This window comes from Pedobacter arcticus A12 (assembly GCF_000302595.1).
In the GTDB taxonomy this organism is placed as follows: Bacteria; Bacteroidota; Bacteroidia; order Sphingobacteriales; family Sphingobacteriaceae; genus Pseudopedobacter; species Pseudopedobacter arcticus.
Window position 1 is genome coordinate 196,038 of record NZ_JH947127.1, and the last position, 22,411, is coordinate 218,448.

Annotated in this window: 20 protein-coding genes; 13 read left to right on the forward strand and 7 right to left on the reverse strand. The window is 36.7% G+C overall.

Annotated features, from left to right (window positions below):
- Positions 1 to 259: 259 nt before the first annotated feature.
- Entirely contained in the window at positions 260 to 898 is a 639-nt protein-coding gene (locus tag B176_RS19545; protein ID WP_051130028.1) for an endonuclease V, read from the reverse strand.
- A gap of 305 nt (positions 899 to 1,203) precedes the next feature.
- On the opposite strand from B176_RS19545, the gene B176_RS0112415 reads away from it, so the two are divergent.
- Entirely contained in the window at positions 1,204 to 2,163 is a 960-nt protein-coding gene (locus B176_RS0112415; protein WP_017259141.1) for a hypothetical protein, read from the forward strand.
- Positions 2,164 to 2,439: 276 nt separating this feature from the next.
- On the opposite strand, the gene B176_RS0112420 is transcribed toward B176_RS0112415, so the two are convergent.
- A complete protein-coding gene (locus B176_RS0112420; protein ID WP_017259142.1) occupies positions 2,440 to 5,172 on the reverse strand; it encodes a valine--tRNA ligase in 2,733 nt (910 codons plus the stop codon).
- Positions 5,173 to 5,633: 461 nt separating this feature from the next.
- On the opposite strand from B176_RS0112420, the gene B176_RS0112430 reads away from it, so the two are divergent.
- The 3 genes from B176_RS0112430 to mnmD all read left to right on the forward strand — a co-directional run bounded on the left by B176_RS0112430 (position 5,634) and on the right by mnmD (position 9,041).
- A complete protein-coding gene (locus B176_RS0112430) occupies positions 5,634 to 7,658 on the forward strand; it encodes a M13 family metallopeptidase (RefSeq protein WP_017259144.1) in 2,025 nt (674 codons plus the stop codon).
- A gap of 145 nt (positions 7,659 to 7,803) precedes the next feature.
- Entirely contained in the window at positions 7,804 to 8,337 is a 534-nt protein-coding gene (locus B176_RS0112435) for a rhodanese-like domain-containing protein (protein ID WP_202803349.1), read from the forward strand.
- Positions 8,307 to 9,041 carry a tRNA (5-methylaminomethyl-2-thiouridine)(34)-methyltransferase MnmD gene (gene mnmD / locus B176_RS0112440; RefSeq protein WP_017259146.1) on the forward strand — a complete coding sequence of 245 codons (735 nt, stop codon included), beginning with the start codon at positions 8,307 to 8,309 and terminating at the stop codon, positions 9,039 to 9,041. The genes B176_RS0112435 and mnmD overlap by 31 nt, the downstream gene beginning before the upstream one ends.
- 121 nt (positions 9,042 to 9,162) lie before the next feature.
- On the opposite strand, the gene B176_RS0112445 is transcribed toward mnmD, so the two are convergent.
- Positions 9,163 to 9,453, reverse strand: a complete 291-nt coding sequence (locus B176_RS0112445; RefSeq protein WP_017259147.1) for a YgaP family membrane protein — start codon at positions 9,451 to 9,453, stop codon at positions 9,163 to 9,165.
- A 317-nt stretch (positions 9,454 to 9,770) separates the two neighbouring features.
- Here B176_RS0112445 and B176_RS0112450 point away from each other — a divergent pair, with 317 nt between their 5' ends.
- From B176_RS0112450 to B176_RS0112480, 7 genes are all read left to right on the forward strand, one after another.
- Entirely contained in the window at positions 9,771 to 11,078 is a 1,308-nt protein-coding gene (locus B176_RS0112450) for a DUF2130 domain-containing protein (RefSeq protein ID WP_026063312.1), read from the forward strand.
- Positions 11,079 to 11,081: 3 nt separating this feature from the next.
- Positions 11,082 to 11,408: a DMT family transporter gene (locus B176_RS0112455; protein ID WP_017259149.1), complete on the forward strand. Its 327-nt coding sequence runs from the start codon at positions 11,082 to 11,084 to the stop codon at positions 11,406 to 11,408.
- A gap of 94 nt (positions 11,409 to 11,502) precedes the next feature.
- Positions 11,503 to 11,739 (forward strand): hypothetical protein, encoded by a 237-nt coding sequence (locus tag B176_RS0112460; RefSeq protein WP_017259150.1) that lies wholly within the window; start codon positions 11,503 to 11,505, stop codon positions 11,737 to 11,739.
- Between the two features lie 11 nt (positions 11,740 to 11,750).
- Entirely contained in the window at positions 11,751 to 11,897 is a 147-nt protein-coding gene (locus B176_RS20985; protein WP_017259151.1) for a hypothetical protein, read from the forward strand.
- A 69-nt stretch (positions 11,898 to 11,966) separates the two neighbouring features.
- A complete protein-coding gene (locus B176_RS0112470) occupies positions 11,967 to 13,883 on the forward strand; it encodes an ABC-F family ATP-binding cassette domain-containing protein (RefSeq protein ID WP_017259152.1) in 1,917 nt (638 codons plus the stop codon).
- A 115-nt stretch (positions 13,884 to 13,998) separates the two neighbouring features.
- Positions 13,999 to 15,393 carry a type IX secretion system plug protein gene (locus B176_RS0112475; protein ID WP_017259153.1) on the forward strand — a complete coding sequence of 465 codons (1,395 nt, stop codon included), beginning with the start codon at positions 13,999 to 14,001 and terminating at the stop codon, positions 15,391 to 15,393.
- Positions 15,394 to 15,736: 343 nt separating this feature from the next.
- Complete coding sequence (locus tag B176_RS0112480; protein WP_017259154.1) at positions 15,737 to 17,056, forward strand: serine hydrolase domain-containing protein; 1,320 nt, start codon at positions 15,737 to 15,739, stop codon at positions 17,054 to 17,056.
- 387 nt (positions 17,057 to 17,443) lie between these two features.
- On the opposite strand, the gene B176_RS0112485 is transcribed toward B176_RS0112480, so the two are convergent.
- From B176_RS0112485 to B176_RS0112500, 4 genes are read right to left on the reverse strand one after another with little or no spacing between them, the layout of a single operon-like run.
- Entirely contained in the window at positions 17,444 to 18,241 is a 798-nt protein-coding gene (locus tag B176_RS0112485) for a M48 family metallopeptidase (protein ID WP_017259155.1), read from the reverse strand.
- A gap of 16 nt (positions 18,242 to 18,257) precedes the next feature.
- A complete protein-coding gene (gene plsY, locus B176_RS0112490; protein WP_017259156.1) occupies positions 18,258 to 18,902 on the reverse strand; it encodes a glycerol-3-phosphate 1-O-acyltransferase PlsY in 645 nt (214 codons plus the stop codon).
- Positions 18,903 to 18,949: 47 nt separating this feature from the next.
- On the reverse strand, positions 18,950 to 19,795 hold the full coding sequence (nadC, locus tag B176_RS0112495; protein WP_017259157.1) for a carboxylating nicotinate-nucleotide diphosphorylase: 846 nt from the start codon (positions 19,793 to 19,795) through the stop codon (positions 18,950 to 18,952).
- Positions 19,796 to 19,839: 44 nt separating this feature from the next.
- Positions 19,840 to 20,226, reverse strand: a complete 387-nt coding sequence (locus tag B176_RS0112500; RefSeq protein ID WP_017259158.1) for a DUF4783 domain-containing protein — start codon at positions 20,224 to 20,226, stop codon at positions 19,840 to 19,842.
- Positions 20,227 to 20,319: 93 nt separating this feature from the next.
- Between B176_RS0112500 and gpmI the strand changes: the two genes are divergently transcribed.
- Complete coding sequence (gpmI, locus tag B176_RS0112505; RefSeq protein ID WP_017259159.1) at positions 20,320 to 21,840, forward strand: 2,3-bisphosphoglycerate-independent phosphoglycerate mutase; 1,521 nt, start codon at positions 20,320 to 20,322, stop codon at positions 21,838 to 21,840.
- The gene (locus tag B176_RS0112510; protein ID WP_017259160.1) at positions 21,840 to 22,364 is read left to right on the forward strand and encodes a hypothetical protein; all 525 of its coding nucleotides are present in this window, start codon (positions 21,840 to 21,842) and stop codon (positions 22,362 to 22,364) included. Before gpmI ends, B176_RS0112510 begins: the two co-directional genes overlap by 1 nt.
- The last annotated feature ends 47 nt before the right edge of the window (positions 22,365 to 22,411 follow it).

The window sequence follows — 22,411 nt, forward strand, 5'->3', positions numbered from 1 at the left end:
GAAAAACTGATAAAGCAAATTCAACTCCCACTGTCCGAAGTCTTAAGCGAAGCGTGAATCGGATTCAACAATAATAAAGAGTTTTCAAACTCTATACATAAGCCAGGTGTCCAACTTTAACTGCCCCTTGATCAAACACCTTAAACCTGAATTTATTGATCTTAAATTTAATTTCGGTAGCAATCTTTCACATTTTAAAAGATTATCTAAAAAAGCTTAGTTTGTTTGTTTTCCGTGTCGTTTACCCTCGCTTCGTTAACTAATAAATGAGCCAATCTAGTGGTTCCGGAATTCTGTGTTTCAAGCTACAGTTTTTAATAATTTCCAAGCTTTGAGCTATACTTATCTTATGGCCGGGAGAAATATATATAGGTTTGCAATTGACTTTTGTTCTTAATACAAAACCTCTTGTTTCTTCTTGTTTTAGAAGTGGTGAAGCGGAAAAACGCTCATTTTCTAATTGATGATAATTTCCGTAAAGTTTACTTTTAGCACAACCAATAGTAGGAATATTCGTGAGCAATCCAAAATGTGTGGTAATTCCCCTTTCATGGGCAATACCTTGATCGTCCAAAATCAACACATCTGGTTTTTGCTTGAGTTGCTCCCAAGCTTTTAGCAATGCAGGGGTTTCTCTTAAAGCTAGTAAGCCAGAAATGTTTGGGAATTTAGTGAATGCTTTTACCGTAACCTGAGAACCAATTTTCATAGAAGGATATGCCAAAACAATAATGCCAGCATAAACCTGTTCCTCGTATTTGTTAAAAGAAATATCAGCTCCGCCTATCAATTTAAAATCTTTATTTAATGGCGTGATATTAATACTTTTGCGCATTTCCATCTGTAATACGATTGCATCTTCCGGGCTTAGCTTTTCATATTCCTTTGGCAAAATCATCTTGTCTTTTGGATCAAATAAGCAATCAACGCTCCAAAAAAATGTAGTAAAGCAAATATTTTCTATCGCACATACCTCATCTAAATAAACCCTTCAAAAAAAATTAAAAAATCTGGGGTAACAAAATCAAACTCCGGTTTATATACCTACAGAAACCCTTAAAAAAACAAATATGAGCACTAGAGAAGGAACTATTATCAACACACTAGTTAACGTAGCAATGGCATTAAGCCTTTTTTTATTAATTCAGTTTTTATTTTAAAAATTTTAACCTGGCAAATTTGATTGCCATAAATTAAGAAATCATGAAAAAGTTAAATTTCACAGCAGCATTATTAATAGCGGTAATAGGATTTACGGCTTGTAAGAAAAATAGAGTTGACCCAATAAACGATGTAAAAACCACTAAAGATTTTACTCAAAAATTAGGTTCGCAACAGCAAAAATTCGAGATCAAATCATCAGAACTACCTAAAACATTAAAGTTAATTAATGGAACAGAAATCACAATACAACCAAATTCTTTCACTAGAAATGGCGAACCTGTCACTGGAAATATAACTATAGAAGCTTACGAAATGTTAACACGTAGTGCTATTATATTGAGTGGAACCAACACCAACCATATTTCTGGAGCTCCATTGATTTCGCAAGGGTTTATTTTTGTTGATGCAAAGGTAAACGGACAAAGCGTAGACAAGTATTTACAAAAACCGTTGAACATTAAAATGCCAGCGAAGGGGCAACCTTATACTCAAATTTGGGAAGGTGTAGAACAAGTTGGCGAAGCAAATCAAATGGCGTGGCAAGCTCCAGTAGGTGCTAACGGACAAAACCAACAACGTGAGGTTAAAGCGATTGGAGATACTTTTGGATTTGACTTTGGGATGTTAGGATGGGTTAATTGTGATATCTTTTACAATTCAAGCGCACCAAAAACAACCGTTAGAGTAACTGTACTAAACAACCCAGGAGAAATGGCAACTTTTAGAGGATTCACCGGCGAAACTTTCGTTTTCTTTTGTGCTGATGGGGACAATGTAGTGGCACAACTTTACACGGCAGACGGCCCAAACAAAGTTAAAAGCTATGACGATTCTATGCCAATTGGCTCGGTAGGTAAACTGATTTCTTTCTCCATCAAAGACGGAAAATACTACTTCGCTAAAAAATCAGTAACGATCTCTGCTAATATGAATGAAAGCTTAACCTTGGTACAAACTAATGAAGCAACAGTTCAAGCTGAAATAACTGCACTGAACTAAACAATTTAACCCTGTGATTAACCTAAAAACGGGCTGTTCCGAAAGGACAGTCCGTTTTGTTTGTATTCAAAAGACTCCATCATGTAGAACGGAATGAAAAACGTCAGTTCATCTAGGACACATCTTACTCGAAGGGTTGCCATGCTATCGGAAGATCTAATTTGTGGGATGTCTTTTTGCCTCGACATGATGACGGAAGCCTTAATTTTCTCGTGAACTAAGACTAACAATCTAACCACCTGACCACCTGACTACCTAACCAAATAATAATCAATTCTATCCCAAAGCAACCAAAGATTCCTCTAAAATTTTAATCTTAGCTTCCGCATCTGCTTTCTTGTTCTGCTCGTTTGCTACAATCTCTGGTTTTGCGTTTTGCACAAAACGTTCATTAGCCAACTTTCCATTTACAGATTTCAAAAAGCCATGCAAGTATTCAATTTCCTTTTTGATTGTTGCTTTTTCTTCTTCTACATCGATATTTCCTTCCAAAGGCACAAAAAACTCATCTCTACCAGCCATAAAAGTAGCAGCGCAAGCAATTTTCTCATCAGTTTTGCTGATTTCAGTGATGTTGGCCAGTTTACAGATAATGTTAGTGTAAGCTAAGTAATCAATATCGGAGTTTATTTTTACTGCTAAATTCAACGCCTCTTTTGGAGAGATTTGCTTGCTGTTCCGGATATTACGTATTTCGGAAACTACTTGCTTAATCGCCTCAATTTCTTTTAAAAGCTTATCGTTAGTTTCGGCAGACGTTGGAATTTGTGCTACAATACAACAATCCTTTTCTTCACGATTTCCAAAAACTTCATCATGCCATAGCTCTTCAGTTAAGAAAGGCATAAACGGATGCAATACTTTCAAAATTCTTTCAAAAAATTGAATGCTTGCCTCGTAAGTGGCTCTATCGATCGGTTGCTGATATGCCGGTTTTACCATTTCTAAATACCAAGCGCAGTAATCGTCCCAAACCAATTTATAAGTCGCCATTAAAGCTTCTGATAAACGGTAGGATTTAAAGTTAGCTTCGATTTCCGCTAAAGCTTCGTTAAAACGTGACTCAAACCAAGCAATCGCAACAGCGTTTACATTTCCGTTTGATTCTCCCTCTCCTTTGGAGAGGGCTGGGGTGAGGCCTTCCCACCCCTTAATTAACCTAAAAGCATTCCAAATCTTATTGGCGAAGTTTCTTCCCTGTTCACAAGAAGATTCATCAAACATGATATCATTTCCTGCTGGCGAACAAAGCAACATCCCTACCCTAACACCATCCGCACCGTATTTCTCAATTAAATCTAAGGGATCTGGCGAATTACCTAAAGATTTAGACATTTTACGACCTAATTTATCTCTAACAATTCCAGTTAGATAAACATTTTTGAATGGCGCCTGTCCTCTAAATTCATGCCCTGCCATAATCATCCTAGCCACCCAAAAGAATAAAATTTCTGGAGCAGTAACTAAATCATTGGTCGGGTAGTAATAGTTAATATCTGCATTTCCTTTGGCTTCCGGATTACCGCAAACTGTTGGATCAAAAACAGAAATCGGCCAAAGCCATGATGAGAACCAAGTATCTACTACGTCTTCGTCTTGTTTTAAGTCGGATGGTTGTAAGTTATAGGTTAAAGGTTTTAAATTGAATTGATCAATTGCTTCCTCCGCAGTTTTAGCAACTACAACTTCGCCATTTGGCGCATACCAAGCCGGTATTTGTTGTCCCCACCATAACTGGCGAGAGATACACCAATCCTTCACGTTTTCCATCCAATGACGGTAAGTGTTGATGAATTTATCAGGAATCAGTTTAACATCTCCATTATTCACATAATCCAAAGCGGGACCGGCCATTTCGCTCATTTTACAGAACCATTGCATAGAAAGCTTTGGTTCAATAGCCGCATCGGTTCTTTCAGAAAAACCAACTTGTGATTTATAATCCTCTACTTTTTCTAAATGCCCAGCCTCATCTAATAATTTAGCAATCCTTTTACGGGCGATGAATCGATCCTCTCCTACTAAAATCTCTGCTTTTTCATTCAACGTTCCGTTATCATTTAAGATATCGATTACTGGTAAATGGTGTTTTTGTCCGAGTTCGTAATCGTTTAAATCATGTGCTGGCGTAACTTTTAAACAGCCTGTACCAAAATCCATGGTCACATATTCATCGAGGATAACCGGAATCTCTCTATTGATCAAAGGGACGAAAACTGATTTTCCGTGTAAATGCATGTAACGCTCATCATTCGGGTTCACACATATCGCTGCATCAGCCATAATGGTTTCTGGGCGGGTGGTAGCAATCGTTAAGTATTGAGTATCGAGTATTGAGTATTGAGACTCCTTGTCTTGTGGCTCTTGATTCTTTTTGTCTTGATTCTTGCTACTTACTACTTGATACTTTATATAAAATAGCTTTTGGTTAACTTCTTTACGGATAACTTCTTCATCTGAAACTGCTGTTAAACCTTGCGGATCCCAATTCACCATACGTACACCACGGTAAATCAAGCCTTTGTTATGCAGGTGAATGAACGTATCAATCACTGCTTCGGATAAAGCTGGATCCATGGTAAAAGAAGTGCGGCTCCAATCGCAAGAAGCACCTAGTTTCTTCAACTGATCTAAAATTATTCCACCGTATTTATCTTTCCACTCGTAAGCATGAGCCAAAAATTCTGAACGGGAAATATCTTTTTTGTTGATGCCTTTTTCTTTGAGCATCGCCACTACCTTCGCTTCTGTCGCAATTGAAGCATGATCTGTACCTGGAATCCAACAAGCGTTTTTACCGCTCATTCTTGCTCGACGAACTAAAACATCTTGAATGGTGTTGTTCAACATGTGTCCCATGTGTAATACCCCGGTGACATTTGGCGGAGGAATTACAATAGTATAAGGTTCACGATCGTCTGGAGTTGATTTAAAAAAATCGTTCTCCATCCAATACTGGTACCATTTATCTTCAAAATCTTTCGGGCTGTACGTTTTGGCAATACTCATATATAATAAGACTCTATTTTTTTCGAAACGCAAAAATAGGGTTTATTAGGAAATTATCCGTTTTAAGTTTTTTTGGTTTGTAAACTACGGAGTGAGGTGTGTTATGCAACTGTTTTTTTAACCACAGAGGAAAGAGAGTTTTTTTTTAATGTTATGTTCTTTTGGTTATCAACCAAAGAGTGTACAAAGTTTAGCACAGAGGACACAAAAGCTATTTCTTTTAACCACGGAGGACACAGAGATCACAGAGCTAAGTGGATTATAGCATTTGAAATTATAAACAGCGAAGCCTTCTTTCTGAAGGAGCGCCTATTCAACCTATTCACCATCGACCATTGACTGAAAACTATCGACTACAAAGTAACAATCATATTCAAATTTTGAAACAATTGCTGTGCTATGCTTACCTTCACCACGTTGTAAACAAAAAATTTATGAAACTCAAATTAAGTCACTTGGTGATGGTTGGGCTAGGAATATCAACCGCAACCACGCCGGTTTTAGCTCAGAACAGCACAGCGCCTACACAAAAAAAATTAATAGATGTTGCCAATATGGATTTATCTGTAAAACCAGGCGACGATTTCTACACCTACGCAAACGGAACATGGTTAAAAAACAACCCAATTCCAGCGAAAGAGGTGCGTTGGGGAAGTTTCAACGTATTAAGAGATTTTAACATCAATGCCGTAAAAAGCATCTTAGTTGATGCTAAAAACGACAAAACTGCAAAGCCCGGTTCTGTTGAAAAACGTGTTGGCGATTTTTACAGCGCTGGAATGGATAGTTTGGCTATCGAAAAGCTTGGCTATACCCCAATTAAAGCAGATTTAGCAAATATTGACGCAATTACAAATATTACCGGTGTAATAAACGCAGTTGCTACCATGCGCACCAAAGGAATTGCCTCTCCGGTTTTTGATTTTTACATCGATCAGGATTCTAAAAATCCGCAGGTGATGATGGCACAGTTAAGCCAAGGCGGCACAACCCTACCAGACCGTGATTATTATCTAAAAAACGACGACAGGTCTAGGAAAATAAGAACCGCTTACCACGATTTTATTGTAAAGCTTTTTACATTGACAGGAAGTTCTGCACAAAGCGCTGAACTAAACGCAAAAAACATTTTTGCAATAGAAAAATCGTTCGCTGAAGCTCAAATGAGTAGAGTAGAAATGCGTGACCCTCATAAAACCTACAATAAATTAAGTGTAATAGGTTTAAGCAAAACTACTCCCGCATTAAACTGGACAAGTTTATTGCAAAAAATGAAGGTTACTGGGCAAGATTCTATTTTGGTAGACAATCCTGCTTTTTTTGTAAAAGCAAATGGAATGCTTAAAACCGTTCCGTTAAATCAATGGAAAGTTTATTTAAAGTGGAATATTCTTAAAAACTCAAGTAGAAATTTAAGTTCTCCTTTTGTTGATGCTGGTTTTAAGTTTTCACAAGCTTTATCGGGCCAAAAAATACAAACCCCAAGATGGCAAAGAATGTCGTCTCTAACTGATGAAACCATCGGCGAACTATTGGGCCAGCTTTATGTTAAAAAGTACTTTAAACCAGAAGCTAAAGCCCGGATGGAAGAATTGGTAAGCAACCTTTCTAAAGCTTTTGAAATTAGAATCAATAAGCAAGATTGGATGAGTGCAGCTACCAAACAAAAAGCCTTAGATAAGCTTCACGCCTTTATGCCAAAAATCGGCTACCCAGATAAATGGGAAACTTACGATGGCTTAGCAATCAACAGCGCTACTTACTTTAAAAACTTAAAAAATGCTGATGAATGGGATTATAACAAAATGATCAACAAATTAGGTAAACCAGTAGACAAAACTAAATGGGGAATGACTCCGCCCACTGTAAATGCTTATTACAATCCCGTTATCAACGAAATTGTTTTCCCAGCGGGTATCTTACAGTTTCCATTTTTTGACCCTAACGCTGATGACGCCGTAAATTATGGCGGAATAGGTTCGGTAATTGGTCATGAAATGTCACATGGTTTTGATGACGAAGGAAGCCAGTACGATAAAGACGGAACTTTACGAAATTGGTGGACAGATGAAGATTTGAAAAACTTTAAAGCAAAAACCGAAAAGTTAGCAGATCAGTTTGATAAATACACTATTTTAGACACTATCCATGTAAATGGGAAGTTAACCCTGGGCGAAAACATTGGCGATTTAGGCGGTTTAAACGTGGCTTACGAAGCATTTAAAATGACTAAGCAAGGGCAAACTGAAGACAAGATTGATGGGTTTACACCAGATCAACGCTTCTTTTTAGCTTGGGCACAAGTTTGGCGAATAAATATTTTACCAGAAACTGCAGCTCAATTTATTATCGTTGATCCGCACTCACCGGGAGAATACAGAACAATAGGTCCATTGGTTAACATGGATGCTTGGTACAAAGCCTTTGACGTAAAAAAAGGCGATAAATTATATAAAGCGCCAGAAGACAGAATTAGAATTTGGTAATAATATAGCCGGAGCAAAAGCTCCGGCTTTTTTTGCGATGTTAATTTCTTTCGGTCAAAATTAAAATGATTGTTTCTATATTTATCGTGTTCTAAAAACAGCGCCCAAAACATAAAAACTTGCTTTATTTAACAAAAGCGAACCATTGCAAATAACAATTAATACTTCTACCCGTTACAATAAAATGCTAAAAAACATACTGACGCTATTCTTCTTAACCTTACCGTTCGCTGTTTTATCTCAAATAAAAAATCCCGAATACAAAGAAATTCTGGATGATTTGTATCAGCATTCAGTTCCGCTTATTTCCGTAGATTCTTTAAAACACCTTAAAAATGTTTATTTATTAGATGCCCGAGAGAAAGAAGAATACAACGTTAGTCACCTTAAAAACGCAAGAAACGTAGGTTATATTTGGTTTGATATGCGCAGGGTGGTAAATATCCCAAAAGATGCTGACGTGGTTGTTTATTGCTCTGTGGGTTATAGAAGTGAGAAAATAGCAGAGAAGCTCATTAAAAATGGCTTCCAAAAAGTACATAACCTTTACGGTGGCATCTTTGAATGGGTAAACGAACACCAGCCAGTTTACAAAACCAACGGCGTACAAACTTCTGAGATACATACCTATAACAAAAACTGGTCGAAATGGATCACCAACGGAACAAAAGTCAATTAACAGCAATTAACCAAACGATGCCAACCAATAGTCTGCAATACACCGTAGTAACTACCGCAGACGGTTCAAACACCATATTCCATCCCTTAGTAAAGGAAAATTATCATAGTAAAAACGGTGCATTGCAAGAAAGTAACCATGTATTTCTAAATTCTGGATTACGGTACTATTTGGCAGATAAAAACATTACCGAACTTACGATATTAGAAGTAGGCTTTGGTACAGGTTTAAACTTTTTACTAACGCAAGATTATTCCACAGCCAAAGAACTTAACCTAACTTATGTTGGTTTGGAGGCTTATCCGCTATCTGTGACGCTTCTTGAGCAGACCAACTATCAAGAATTGGTTTCCCGAGCTACTTGGAATACCTTTATATCAAATTATAACCAAGTCTTAAAAGAGCCTATCCAGCTCAACAGTTACTGCAATTTACAAATCGTACATGCCGATGCTCGAGTATATAAAACAGATCTTAAGTTCGATGTGATCTATTTTGACGCTTTTGCATCTTCAAATCAGCCCGAACTGTGGACTAAAGAATTTATACAACATATTATTAACCTCTTAAAAACAGGTGGTGTTTTTGTAACGTATGCCATTACTGGCGATTTAAAACGGATTATGAAATCATTAGGAATGAAAGTAGAAAAAGCCCCTGGCGCAGCCGGAAAACGCGAAATGCTGAGAGCCGTGAAAATTTAGAAATGTATCCCTTTTTGTCAGGCTGAGCGGAGTCGAAGCCTCTTCAGTGCTAATCAGGAATACATTTCGACTCCGCTCAATGTGACAGTTCGATGTTTTTAGACAACCTCTTTTGTCTATTTTATTGCTCTACAATAACCACAGAAGTGGAACCCAATTTACTCATCTCCCACTTTTCGGTAAGCGCACAATGCCCAGTAACCCCACGTTGCAATAGTCCAAAACCAACCAACAGTTCGCTAGTAGCTAACATTGGGCTCGAAAAAACATTACTCAACCCTTTTAAAAAAATATAGCTTCCGCTCGCCATTGATAATATTCGTTCGGTTTTACTGATATTGGTAAAAATATCTTCTTTAAGTAAGCTCTCTTCTAAAGAGTTTTTTACTTCTTCAATTTTGTCTGTTATCATCTCTGTAAATGTTTATAAATCAAACAATACAATCATCGTACCCAAAAAAAATTGTACAACAAAACAGGTCAGGTCAATTAACAAACCCTCATAACTAAACATTACTGCACATTAACAGCTCGAACAAAAACGGCGATTTTCACAAACCTAGGAGGTTTTAACACGCTATCCATTCATACACCACAAGGCATTAGCCACAAAGCCGGTATCCACGCCTATCGTTAACAACATCTTTTAATAAACGAAATCAATAAATTGAAAATCTTATTTTTGTATCCATAAAAATATCCTACCTTAAAAATCTTTTTAAAAGCAATATGTCAACAGAAGTAAAATGTCCTAATTGTAGTCACTCCTTCCCTATCGAAGAAGTAATGGCCGAAGAATATAAAAACAATCTGCGGAAGCAAATGCTTGATTTTCAAAAAAAGAAAGACGAGGAAGCCCGTAAAAAAGACGAAGAGTATCAAAAAAAAGAGCAGGACTTTTTACAAAAAGAAAAACAGCAAGCGTCGTTGTTTCAACAAAAACTAGAGCAAGAAAAAGTGCAAATGCAAAAGCAAGCTGATAGTGAGAAAGCGCAATTGCAAAAACAATTAGAAGAAAACCTACGCAAAAGCATCGCTACCGATTTTGAAAATCAACTACAGCTATTGCAAAATGCAAATAAAGAAGGTGAAGAAAAACTAAAAACGGCTAGGCTAAAAGAACTCGACTTTTTACGTAAAGAAGCTGATTTAAAAACTAAGGAAGCCGAAATGGAACTTTCTTTACAGCGAAAACTACAGGAAGAACGCGTAACGCTATCAGAGCAGATTAGAAAGCAGGAAAATGAGAAAAGTCATTTAAAGGAAACCGAATTTCAGTTAAAACTTAAAGAATACGAACAAAAACTAGAAGCACAAAACAAACTGGTTGACGAGATGAAGCGGAAATCCGAACAGGGCTCTATGCAAATGCAAGGCGAATCTCAGGAATTAATTGTGGAGCAATTGTTACAAAGCAATTTCCCTTTTGATGTGATTGCAGAAGTTGGCAAAGGCGTACGTGGCGCAGATTGTATTCAAACTGTTAGAAATTCGAGCGGACAAACCTGTGGTAAAATTATCTACGAAAGTAAACGCACCAAAGATTTTGGTGGCGACTGGATAGAGAAACTTAAGAAAGATAAAATTTCTGTCGGGGCGGATGTAGCCGTTATTGTTACCCAATGTTATCCAAAAGGGATGGATTGCTTTGGCGAAAAAGATGGAGTTTGGATTTGTTCTTTCGAAGAATTAAAAGCTGTTACCTTTGTTTTACGAGATGGAATTGTAAAACTTTATGCAGCTACAAAATCTCAGGAAAACCGGGGAGACAAAATGCACATGCTTTACGATTATCTAACCAGCTCGGAGTTTAACAACCAGTGGAGTGCCATCAGCGAAGGTTTTATGAGCATGAAAGCCAGCATCCAAACAGAACGTAACGCCATGGAAAAACTTTGGAAGAGCAGAGAAAAACAGCTGGAAAAAGTACTATTGAATGCCGTCCACATTAGTGGATCTGTAGAAGGAATAGCAGGAAAAGACGTCGTAAAATTAAACCTAACGACCGAAGAAGACGACACTTTATTTTTAGATTAAGCAATGAACTGGTTACTTTTAATTTTAGGAGGCATTTTTGAAACTGCATTTGCGATGTGTTTAGGCAAAGCAAAAGAAAGTAGCGGAACAGAAACATACCTGTGGTACGGTGGCTTTTTAGCTTGCCTTATCATCAGTATGTTACTGCTTATTAAAGCTACCCAAACACTGCCAATTGGCACTGCCTATGCAGTTTGGACAGGTATTGGAGCCGTAGGCTCGGTGATTATTGGTATCTTTATTTTTAAGGAACCGGCAACATTTTGGCGTATATTTTTCCTTTTCACATTGGTAAGTTCTATCATTGGTTTAAAATACGTTTCTTCTTAATTCCCTAACAAACACAACTAAAATAACTTTTTCAGCTTTTAAACCTATTTTAGGTATCATATTTGTTTTTATATTAACTTATAATACAGTAATTATGAACAGAATATTTGAAATTAGCATCCACATTATGGGGGATACTGAGCCAAAAGAGGTGCAAGTATTTTATTCCGCAAATAGCCAGGAGTATGAACTTGGATTTTTAAAAGAGACAGAAAACCCTAGAGTAAAATTTTCTGAGGATGGAAAAATTGTACAAACTGCGGGCACTCCGCTTGATAGCAATACCCTTCATGATGTTAGCGAGCAGATAAAAAATGTAATAAATCTCTAAATTCTCTAAAAATGACGTTTCAAGACAAAAGAAAAGTGGGTACAGATTGGGATAAAGTTAAAGTCAAAAGAAGCTTGATGCATACAAAAAATGATGTAGAAGCTAACGTTCCTGGTGGCGTAATTAAGCAAACCGAACGTAAAACCGATAAAAAATAATTCGTTTCTAATGTAATTATCCTATTGCGCTATTAATTGCTTATTCAAAATTACTACCTTTGCGCCCGAATGATTTCAATAAACGACTTAACCTTCCTAATTGGCTCAAGAGCCCTATACGAAGAAGCCAACTGGCACATAAAACCCGGAGAAAGATGCGGATTAATCGGCGCTAACGGAACCGGAAAATCAACCTTGCTTAAAATAATAGTTGGAGAATACCAGCCCTCATCCGGTTCGGTTTCTATGGCTAAAGACCTGAAGATAGGTTATTTAAACCAAGATTTACTTTCTTACGATTCGCACCACAGCATTTTACATGTGGCCATGGAAGCTTTTGAGCGCCAGAACCAATTGCATGACGAAATTGAGGTGCTGTTAAAAAAACTAGAGACAGATTATTCTGAAGAAGTATTAAACAAACTAAGTGACAAACAACTTGAATTTGAAGCTTTAGATGGCTATAGCATTGAGTATAGAGCAAATGAAATTCTAGCCGGTTTAGGTTTTAGTTCCGAAGATCAACATCGCCCTTTAAATACTTTTTCTGGAGGTTGGCGTATGCGGGTTATGCTTGCGAAAATCCTTTTACAAACACCAGATATTTTGTTGCTGGATGAACCTACCAACCACATGGATTTACCGTCCATTAAATGGTTAGAAACTTATCTAAATAATTTTGAGGGCGCTATCGTAATTGTATCTCACGATAGGTATTTCTTAGATAAAATTGTAAATAGAACTGTTGAATCCAGAAAAGGAAAATTAACTATTTATTCTGGCAACTATAGCTTCTATGTAGAAGAAAAATCTTTACGCGGGGAAATCCAAAAAGGAGAATTCAAAAACCAACAGGCAAAGATAAAGCAGGAAGAGCGATTGATTGAACGTTTTAGAGCAAAAGCATCTAAAGCTAAAATGGCGCAGTCCCGTATGAAAGCTTTAGATAAAATGGATCGTGTGGAAGACGTTGACGACGACAACCCATCAGTAAATTTCCGATTTAAATTCTCTAAACCTTCTGGCCGCCATGTCATTAGAATTGAAGAAGCTTACAAAAGCTATCCAGCTATCGATATTTTAAACAATGCTGATGGTGTAATTGAAAAAGGTGATAAAATTGCTTTAATTGGTGCCAACGGAAAAGGAAAATCGACTTTGTTAAGGATGATTGCCGGAACTGAGGATTTTAAAGGAAAATGTGAAGTCGGGCATAATGTTACTACTACCTTCTTCGCTCAGCATCAGCTGGAAAGCTTACACTTGGATAACTCCATTTTAGAAGAACTACAATCTTTTGCACCAAAACACAGTGATACCGAAATCCGTTCTATTTTAGGATGCTTTTTATTTACCGGAGATGATGTTTTTAAAAAAATCAGAGTACTTTCCGGAGGTGAAAAATCAAGGGTTGCATTAGCAAAATCATTGACTACAGATTCTAATTTTTTGATTCTGGATGAGCCCACCAACCACTTGGACATCCAGTCGGTAAACATACTGATTCAGGCATTACAACAATATGAAGGTACTTTAATTGCAGTTTCTCACGATAGGTATTTCTTAGACAACGTTGCCAATAAAATTTGGTTCATCGAAGGTCAAAACATCCAAGAATACCCAGGAACTTACGAGGAATATGAAGAATGGCAGGCTAAAAGAATTAAAACCGGCGACCAAGGTGGTATAAAACCAGCTAAAGCAAACAAGCCTAAAAAAGAAGAACCAAAACCATCTGAAATAGAGGAAAAGAAAAAGCAGTTAAAAAAGCTAAACCAAAATTTACAGGCGCTTGAAGAGGATATTGCTGAAAAGGAAAAGTCGGTAAAAAACTTAGAGGAAGAAATTGCGAAAGAAGAAATTTATAGCAACCCAACAAAATTAAAAGAGGTAAACGAGCGTTATGATAAAGCCAAAGAAACTTTAGGTGCTGCACAATTACATTGGGAAGAACTTGCAGAAGAGATTATGGTTTTGGAGGCTTAAATAGGTTGTTAGGGTTTAGTTGGTAAGGTTGTTAGGCTAATAGAAGTTCACGCTCATTAGTTAATTAGGCTTTCCAAATCTTAAAACAACAAGTTTATTTTTATTAAAAAAATGTATGGGATTAGTAAAACAAAATTGTTCGCCACAAAACCATCAACTTAAAACTTACAACTTAAAACTTACTGGGTACTATTTCCTACTTTTTACTTCATACTGTTTACTTTATACTTCCCATACTTTCGCTCAAAAAAAAGAAAAAAAACAACGTTCACAACGGGTTGAAGTTCCTTCTTCGGATTTGGTTTACGACGATATCAATTATCTTCCCGAAATTAAAACCGTTGCTTTTTACAACCTTAAAAAGGTGCAGTCTTTCCCCCTATTAAATTTAGGAGGCGGTGATGAGCTACTTTTAAGTTTTGATGATTTACGGGGTGGTAGCAGAAATCTGTATTATAGCGTTGTACATTGTAATGCAGATTGGACTCCTTCATCCATCAGCCCTATCGAATATCTAGAAAGTTTTAGCGAAGACCGTGTCAACGATTATCGGTTTTCATACAACACTTACCAAAAGTACACCCATTACGAACTTAAGTTGCCTAATTTTAGCGTAATTCCTAAATTATCTGGAAATTACTTACTGAAGGTTTTTGAAGATGGCGATGCAACAAAATTATTACTGACACGCAGGTTTTATCTGCTTAATACAAAAGTAGCTGTACAAGCCGAAATAGCACCTTCAGCCACTGTTTCAAATCGCGATAGCAATCAGAAAATAAACTTTTCTATCTTCCACCCAAGCCTAAACATACAAAACGCTTATCAAGAAATCACGGCAGTCGTACTACAGAATGGGCGAACAGATATTTTTCAAAACACGCAACGCCCCTTGTTCATCAGAAACAACCAACTCATTTACGCTGACAATAGCACTACTGATTTTAAGGCTGGCAACGAGTTTCGCAGGTTTGATACCCGTAGTTTCCGGTATAAATCAGACGGGGTTTACCAGATTATCCAAGACAGTATTTATACCGTAAACCTTTTTGCAGATATCGATAAAAGCAAAAGCTCTTATACCTATCAATTTGATGAAGACGGTAATTTCTACACCTTAAACCAAGATGGAAACGATCCGCGTTACGATGCAGATTACGGAAATGTAAACTTTGTTTTAAAGGCCGAAGCACCAGACGAACAGGGGTTTGCCTATGTGGTGGGTAAATTTACTGCTTACCAAAAAAACAACAGCAACCGCATGGTTTACAACGCCGAGCGTAAAGAATTCACCTTAACCACGCTTTTAAAGCAAGGTGTGGTGGATTATCAATATGTTTGGGTGGATAAAAACGGCAAATTGATTGACGCTAACGCTTTCGAAGGTTCCTACTACCAAACAGAAAACGACTATCAAATACTAATTTACTACCGAGCACCCGGCGCCAGATTTGATCAGTTGGTTTCTTTTACCGAACTGAACAGCACAAAAAATCCTCGGAATTTTTAATTTCACTCCTAACGAAAAAGGAAACACTAGTCTGAGGCCAAACTTTTGAAGAAATCAGCTCCCTAAAAAGCGTTTCAAATTTTTGAAAGAACAAAAGTAATTGCTTTCTAGATTAGCATGTCCCAGCTATCCACTACAAATCCTCGCTCCGTTGCGCTCGCTGTGGGTTTTCCGTTTCTATCTGGCTTAAACAACATAGGCTTTGGCTACTCATTTTCTTAAATTATTCGTACTTATAAAAAATTCACCAAAAAGAAATATATTTATAAAATATAAAGCAATTGAATTACTTACCTCCTGACACATAGAAGTTTTATTGCACAATTACAAACGATAACGCAATATGAAATTAAAACTTATCACCTCAGTAATAACCATTTTATTCGGCTTTCAAGTTTTTGCTCAAAACATTGACGTTCAAAAAATTGACAACTTTATTAGCCACATTGAAAACAACAACAGAGGAATTGGAAGCGTTTCCATTTTCAAAAACGGAAAAGAAGTTTACAACAAACACTTCGGAAAATCAAACCTTGAAAATGTTCAATATAATTCTGAAACAAAGTATCAAATTGGGTCAATAACCAAAGTAATTACGGCTACTTTAATTTTTGAACTTATTGAAAATAATAAATTGCGTTTAGAAGATAAATTATCAAAGTTTTATCCCAAAATTCCAAATTCTGATAAAATTACAATCAAAAACTTATTAGAACATTCCAGTGGTTTAGGAGATTTTACGGCAAAAAAAGACAGCATAACTTGGCTAACAATAAAAGTAAGCGAAAATAAAATTTTTGAAGAAATCATTAAACAAGGCGTTTCATTTCAACCAAATGAAAAAGTTGCTTATTCCAATTCGGGTTATTATCTATTGGCAAAAATTACAGAAAAACTATTGAACAAAAATTACGCTACAATCGTTGCAGAAAAAATTACCATACCGCTAAATCTTAAAAATCTGACATCGATAACCGAAGGAACAAAAAACATTTCCCCATCATACAGCTACACTCATAAATGGGAAAAAGTTACAGACTTTGAGTTTTCAAATATAATAGGAGTTGGAGACATTGTTTCTACAACGAACGACCTAAACATTTTTCTGTCTAGTTTATTTCAATATAAAATCCTGAAAAAGGAAACTATTGAGCAAATGAAACCCGACTATACAAAAAAAGAACCTTTTGGGAGAGGCTTAATGTTCATTCCTTTTTATGAGCGTTCTTTTTATGGACATGGCGGAGATACTTACGGTACACACTGTATGGTTGCCTACAACGAGCAGGACCATTTAGGATTAGCTTTTGCTATCAACGGAGAGCGTTTTCCGCACAACGATTTTGCCATCGGAATTTTAAGTATTATCTACGGCAAAGATTATGAATTTCCTGCTTTCAAATCAATTACTCTTAAATCAGAAGACTTAGATGAATTTCTGGGAACTTATTCAAGCCCAAATTTTCCATTAAAATTGACGATTACAAAAGAAGGAAATATACTAAAAGGGCAAGCAACAGGCCAGCCAAAATTTTCTTTGGAGGCTTATGAGACAACCAAATTTAAACTTGACCAAGCAGGTTTAAAACTTGAATTTCTTCCCGAAGAAAAAGAAATGATATTAAATCAAAACGGAAAGAAAGTTAAAATGAGGAAAGAATAACACCTGTGGTTTCTTGTTCGCTTTTTCAGTGGTCACTGAAATCTAAACCCTTACATGTGAACGATCAATTTAGTCAGGTCTTACGCTAATATTCCGGACGCAGTCCTCGGCTTTCTAAGTTAGATTTCAGTGATCCTGCGGAATAATGAAATCAGATAGAGGCTTTACAGCAAGTTTATTCTAGATGCACTATTTCATCAATTCGAAAAATCACAGCTAGTCGCAAAAAAAAGTAACGAGTCTGCTGTTATTCACACTAAGTACTTTGGAGCAGTGGCGTTAAGCAGACTTCCTTTTTCCCGATGTAGATACCTGAATCATAAAAAAGCTTAAACAAAAAAAGGCTTGAAAACCGCAGTTTCCAAGCCTCTTCTTATTGAAAAAAATCTATTTCTTATAATATTTGTTTGCTTCTGGAAGATACTTTTGAATATCATTGATCCTTGTTGCATCGCTTGGGTGCGTACTTAAAAATTCTGGTGGTGCTTGTCCGTTACTCTTTGCGGCCATACGTTGCCAAAAACCGACTGCACTTTGCGGATTATATCCGGCCATAGCCATAAAAGTTAGCCCTAACCTGTCTGCTTCCGATTCTTGTTTTCTTGAATTAGGTAAAAGTACACCAGTTTGTGCACCGATACCAAAAACCTGGTTAAAAACGCTTGCTCCAGCTTCTGTTTTGGTTACTGCCGAACCTACAATAGCACCTAAACCCTGTGCAATCATCTCTTGAGAATAACGCTCATTACTGTGTTTTGCTATGGCATGTGCAATCTCATGACCCATAACCGTAGCTAAACCTGCTTCGTTTTGTGTAATGGGTAAAATACCAGTATAAACGGCCACTTTCCCTCCTGGCATACACCAAGCGTTAACTTCTGGGCTTTCAATTAAATTAAATTCCCAATTAAAGCCTGCAATTTGATCTGCATAACCGTTTTCATTCATAAACTTGGTAACTGCCGCCTGAATTTTAGCGCCTACCGCTTTTACCTGTCTGCTCTGTGCATTATTAAGCACTTTTGTTTTTGGACTCGATAAAAGCTCTCTATAACTTGTAGCGGCCATTTGCTGCATTTCGCCATCGCTCACTAAGTTTGCTTGTCTTCTACCAGTAAGTGGCACTGTTGAACAAGCCATCATTAGGGTACTCAACCCTACTACTGCCAATACTTTAATTTTCATGAATTTTGATTTAATATTACTGTTTCTTTTTAAACAGATTTACCTTTGGTTCCTTACCTCTGAGTAGCCTTTCTATGTTTTTTTGGTGCGTGACCAAAATTAATATGCAAATGCACATTCCATAAATTACTATTGCTTTAACAGAAACCTGATAAATAAATATCACGCTTAATGTAAATGTAAAGCCGGCGCAAATACTACTCAACGATACATACTTTGTTAGCAATAAAACCACTACAAATACCAGAACGCAGATTAAAGCTGATGGAAGGTGCACTGCTAATATCATACCAAATAAGGTAGCAATTCCTTTACCTCCTCTAAATCCCGCGAAAACGGGAAAGAGATGTCCCATAACCGCAACAATACCTAAAGCTAACTGATAATTCACGAACTGAACAGAATGTTCGGGCCCGGTCACAGATAGACCTATGAAAGAAACGAGATTAGTCGCAGTCCAACCTTTGAGGATATCTAAAAGCATCACAGGAATCCCTGCTTTTTTGCCTAATACTCTAAAAGTATTTGTTGCACCAGCGTTTCCGCTACCGTATTCTCTTACGTCGATTCCGTAAAAAGCCTGACCTATCCAAACGGCTGTAGGGATAGAGCCAAACAAGTAAGCTAATAATAATGCTCCGATAGAATAAATCGAAATCATAAAGCTTTTATATTAATATTTAAAGTTCTCAAATGTCTTATTTTTATTTAAACAACCGCTTTTAAGCTCATATCTAAGCTTTTCACAGAATGGGTTAGCGCACCCATAGATACATAGTTTACGCCACATTTTGCATAATCTAAAACTGTTTCTTCGGTAATTCCTCCAGAAGCCTCAGTAATATATTTACCATTTATCAAAGCAACTGCTTCTTTTAATCCGTCGAAACTAAAATTATCTAACAAAATCCTGTCCACAGTACCGGTATTCATTACGTCGGTTAATTCTTTGATGTTTCTAACCTCAACTTCAATAGGGATATTGATATTTTTTTCTTTCAGATATTTTTTTGCTGCATTGATTGCTTGCGGAATTCCACCGGCGTAATCAACATGATTGTCTTTGATCAAAATCATATCGTACAAGCCAAAACGATGGTTTACACCTCCACCAATTTTTACGGCTTCTTTTTCTAAAAACCTAATATTGGGTGTGGTTTTTCTAGTGTCCAAAACTTTGGTACCTGTTGTCTCAATCAACTTTACAATTTTGTTGGTGGTTGTAGCAATACCGCTCATCCTTTGCATTGTATTTAGCACCAAACGTTCTGCGGTTAAAATTGAGCGTGAACTACCAGTTACGTACAACACAATGTCCCCGTATTTAACAGCTTTACCATCCTCAATCAAAACCTCAATTTTTAGGTTTTGATCTACGGTTTTAAATATTGCTAAAGCTACTTCAACGCCAGCAATTATCCCATCATCCTTAATTAAAAGCTTAGCTTTTCCTTTTGCATCTTCTGGAATAGTGGATAAAGAGGTATGATCTCCGTCCGCAACGTCCTCAATTAGAGCGTTATCTATAAATTGTTGTAATAGTCGATTGTCCAAAATGTATAAATTTTGCTCCCAAAAATAGAAATTTTATGTTTGGGTTATTCTTTATTTTCTTCAATTCTGATTTGAGACAGTAAAAATTTTGATGAATTGCTCTTCAATTCAAAACTTACCCTATAATTAGCGTTTGCCGTAACAAGCAAAATAACACCAAATTTATAGCTAGGGTTTGAGGTTACCTTATGGATAATTTTTGTACTGATGGGTGGGTGTTTCGCAAAAAAGTCTTTCAAAATAAAACCTGCCTGATTGCTAGAATAAATATCCTCTTTATCAATAATCGAAAGCTCTATGGTTGAGGAAAAGTATTTTGAGATTTCTTTTGCATCGCCACTTTTAAATGTTGCGGCAACATCATCAATAATATCAAAAGCAAAAGTGCTTTTAACCATAATTAAAAAAAGTAGTGTGTAAGCGTATTTCATATAGTACGGTGTTAATGTAAAAATCCACAAATAGTGCCATAATTTAGCAAATTGTTCGCTAATGTTGTTAAGTATTAGTTTTATATTTGCATCGTGAAAGATAAAAAAGTTGCACTCCTAATCCTAGATGGCTGGGGATACGGAAAAAACGACTCATCAAACGCCATCATCGCTGCAAATACACCATTTTTTGACCATTGCATCAAACAGTATCCAAACTCTAGATTAGAAGCTTCTGGTGAAGCGGTTGGTTTACCGGCCGGTCAAATGGGAAACTCTGAGGTTGGGCACATGAATTTAGGTGCTGGAAGAGTAGTTTACCAAGAACTGGGAAGAATAAATAAGGCTGTAAAAGATGGAGATTTTAAAACAAATCCGGTTTTAAAAGAAGCATTTGAATACGCGAAAAAAGAAAATAAGAAAGTCCATTTTATAGGGCTACTTTCTGACGGGGGCGTTCACTCACATACTTTACATTTAAAAGGACTGTGCGACGCTGCAAAATCGTTTGATTTAGAAAAAGTTTATATCCATGCTTTTAGCGATGGTAGAGATACTGATCCAAATGCGGGATTAGGCTATATCAATAACCTAAACGACTATTTAAAAAATTCTGCTGGTGAAATAGTTAGTGTAATTGGAAGATATTACGCAATGGACAGAGACAACCGTTGGGAAAGGGTAAAGCTTGCTTACGATTTATTGGTTAACGGCCAAGGAGAAAAAGTAACTGATTTTTCTGCACCAATTAGCAAGTCTTACGCTGATGGCGTTACGGATGAATTTATTAAGCCTTTAGTAAAGACTGATGCGAGCGGTAACCCAATTGCTGTAATTGAAAACGGAGACGTAGTAATTTGTTTTAATTTTAGAACAGATAGAGGTAGGGAAATTACAGTTGCGCTTACCCAAAAAGAATTTCCAGAGCAAGGAATGAAGCCTTTGAATTTGGACTATATCACCATGACAACCTACGATGAGACTTTCAAAGGTGTTAAAGTGGTATTTACAAAAGCTGATTTAGTAAATACTTTGGGCGAAGTTTTAGAGCATAACCATAAAAATCAGATTAGAATTGCGGAAACGGAAAAATATCCTCACGTAACTTTCTTCTTTTCTGGAGGTCGCGAGAAAGAATTCGAGAATGAAAAACGACTGATGATTCCGTCTCCAAAAGTTGCCACTTATGATTTGCAACCAGAAATGAGTGCAAATGGAATTAAGGATGCTATTATCCCCGAGATTGAAAAAGGCTGGGCAGATTTCATCTGTCTGAACTTTGCAAACCCAGATATGGTTGGGCATACAGGGGTTTTTGAAGCTGTTGTAAAAGCTGTTGAAACGGTTGATCAATGTGCAGAAGCTGTTGTTGAAGCTGGTTTAAAAAATGGCTATTCGTTTATCATCATTGCCGACCATGGTAATGCTGACTATATGATTAATGAAGATGGTTCTGTAAATACAGCGCATACCACAAACTTGGTTCCGTGTATCTTGATTGATCCGGATTATAAAACCATTAAGGATGGTAAGCTGGGAGACATTGCTCCTACAATTCTAAAACTACTAGGTGTTGATGCCCCACAGGAAATGAGTGGAGAAATATTAGTTTAATGATTAAGCTTTTAAAATTTACGATTATTTTATTTTTGTTTTCGAGCTGTTCGTCCTCCCCGGAGGAACAGGCTCCGGAACAGAAATATTTTTTTGGTGTTGCTGGTTACTTTAAGCAACAAGCATCCACGCTTACTAATAAACAAGTTGTAAAAACCGTAAGTAAAAATAAAGAGACTGAAACTAAAACACTGGTTATAAAAAACTGGGATCAGGAGTTACAGCTATTTTCTGAGTGCGACATTAACAAGGCCGCTTGGAAAGACAGCTATAAAAAGGACTCCATTGCAAACACAGTTACTTACTCCGCTACAGATCCTGACCTACGCGTAAAATCCATTAAAATAAGCTTTGCAGGAATTACGCCTACAAAGATAGAGATGAACACCCAAAGCAAGAATTTGCTTTACCACACCACAGAAAACTTGGTTTTTATTCCGGATTCTTTGTATCAAATTACCAAACACCAAAAGGTTATTTTATTAGGCTTAAACGATTACGAAATCTCAGGTTTAATTAAGTAAATTGAATTCTAAAAATAAGTTGGTATTTTAAACCCTTGGCTGGTTAA

Coding starts and splice junctions, on each gene's coding strand:
- B176_RS0112510 (WP_017259160.1), top strand. CDS start 21,840: ATGATTAAGCTTTTAAAATTTACGATTATTTTATTTTTGTTTTCGAGC.
- B176_RS20985 (WP_017259151.1), top strand. CDS start 11,751: ATGACGTTTCAAGACAAAAGAAAAGTGGGTACAGATTGGGATAAAGTT.
- B176_RS0112500 (WP_017259158.1), bottom strand. CDS start 20,226: ATGAAATACGCTTACACACTACTTTTTTTAATTATGGTTAAAAGCACT.
- plsY (WP_017259156.1), bottom strand. CDS start 18,902: ATGATTTCGATTTATTCTATCGGAGCATTATTATTAGCTTACTTGTTT.
- B176_RS0112420 (WP_017259142.1), bottom strand. CDS start 5,172: ATGAGTATTGCCAAAACGTACAGCCCGAAAGATTTTGAAGATAAATGG.
- B176_RS0112485 (WP_017259155.1), bottom strand. CDS start 18,241: ATGAAAATTAAAGTATTGGCAGTAGTAGGGTTGAGTACCCTAATGATG.
- B176_RS0112445 (WP_017259147.1), bottom strand. CDS start 9,453: ATGATAACAGACAAAATTGAAGAAGTAAAAAACTCTTTAGAAGAGAGC.
- B176_RS0112475 (WP_017259153.1), top strand. CDS start 13,999: ATGGGATTAGTAAAACAAAATTGTTCGCCACAAAACCATCAACTTAAA.
- B176_RS0112460 (WP_017259150.1), top strand. CDS start 11,503: ATGAACAGAATATTTGAAATTAGCATCCACATTATGGGGGATACTGAG.
- mnmD (WP_017259146.1), top strand. CDS start 8,307: ATGGATCACCAACGGAACAAAAGTCAATTAACAGCAATTAACCAAACG.
- B176_RS0112415 (WP_017259141.1), top strand. CDS start 1,204: ATGAAAAAGTTAAATTTCACAGCAGCATTATTAATAGCGGTAATAGGA.
- B176_RS19545 (WP_051130028.1), bottom strand. CDS start 898: ATGATTTTGCCAAAGGAATATGAAAAGCTAAGCCCGGAAGATGCAATC.
- B176_RS0112480 (WP_017259154.1), top strand. CDS start 15,737: ATGAAATTAAAACTTATCACCTCAGTAATAACCATTTTATTCGGCTTT.
- B176_RS0112450 (WP_026063312.1), top strand. CDS start 9,771: ATGTCAACAGAAGTAAAATGTCCTAATTGTAGTCACTCCTTCCCTATC.
- B176_RS0112470 (WP_017259152.1), top strand. CDS start 11,967: ATGATTTCAATAAACGACTTAACCTTCCTAATTGGCTCAAGAGCCCTA.
- B176_RS0112455 (WP_017259149.1), top strand. CDS start 11,082: ATGAACTGGTTACTTTTAATTTTAGGAGGCATTTTTGAAACTGCATTT.
- B176_RS0112430 (WP_017259144.1), top strand. CDS start 5,634: ATGGTTGGGCTAGGAATATCAACCGCAACCACGCCGGTTTTAGCTCAG.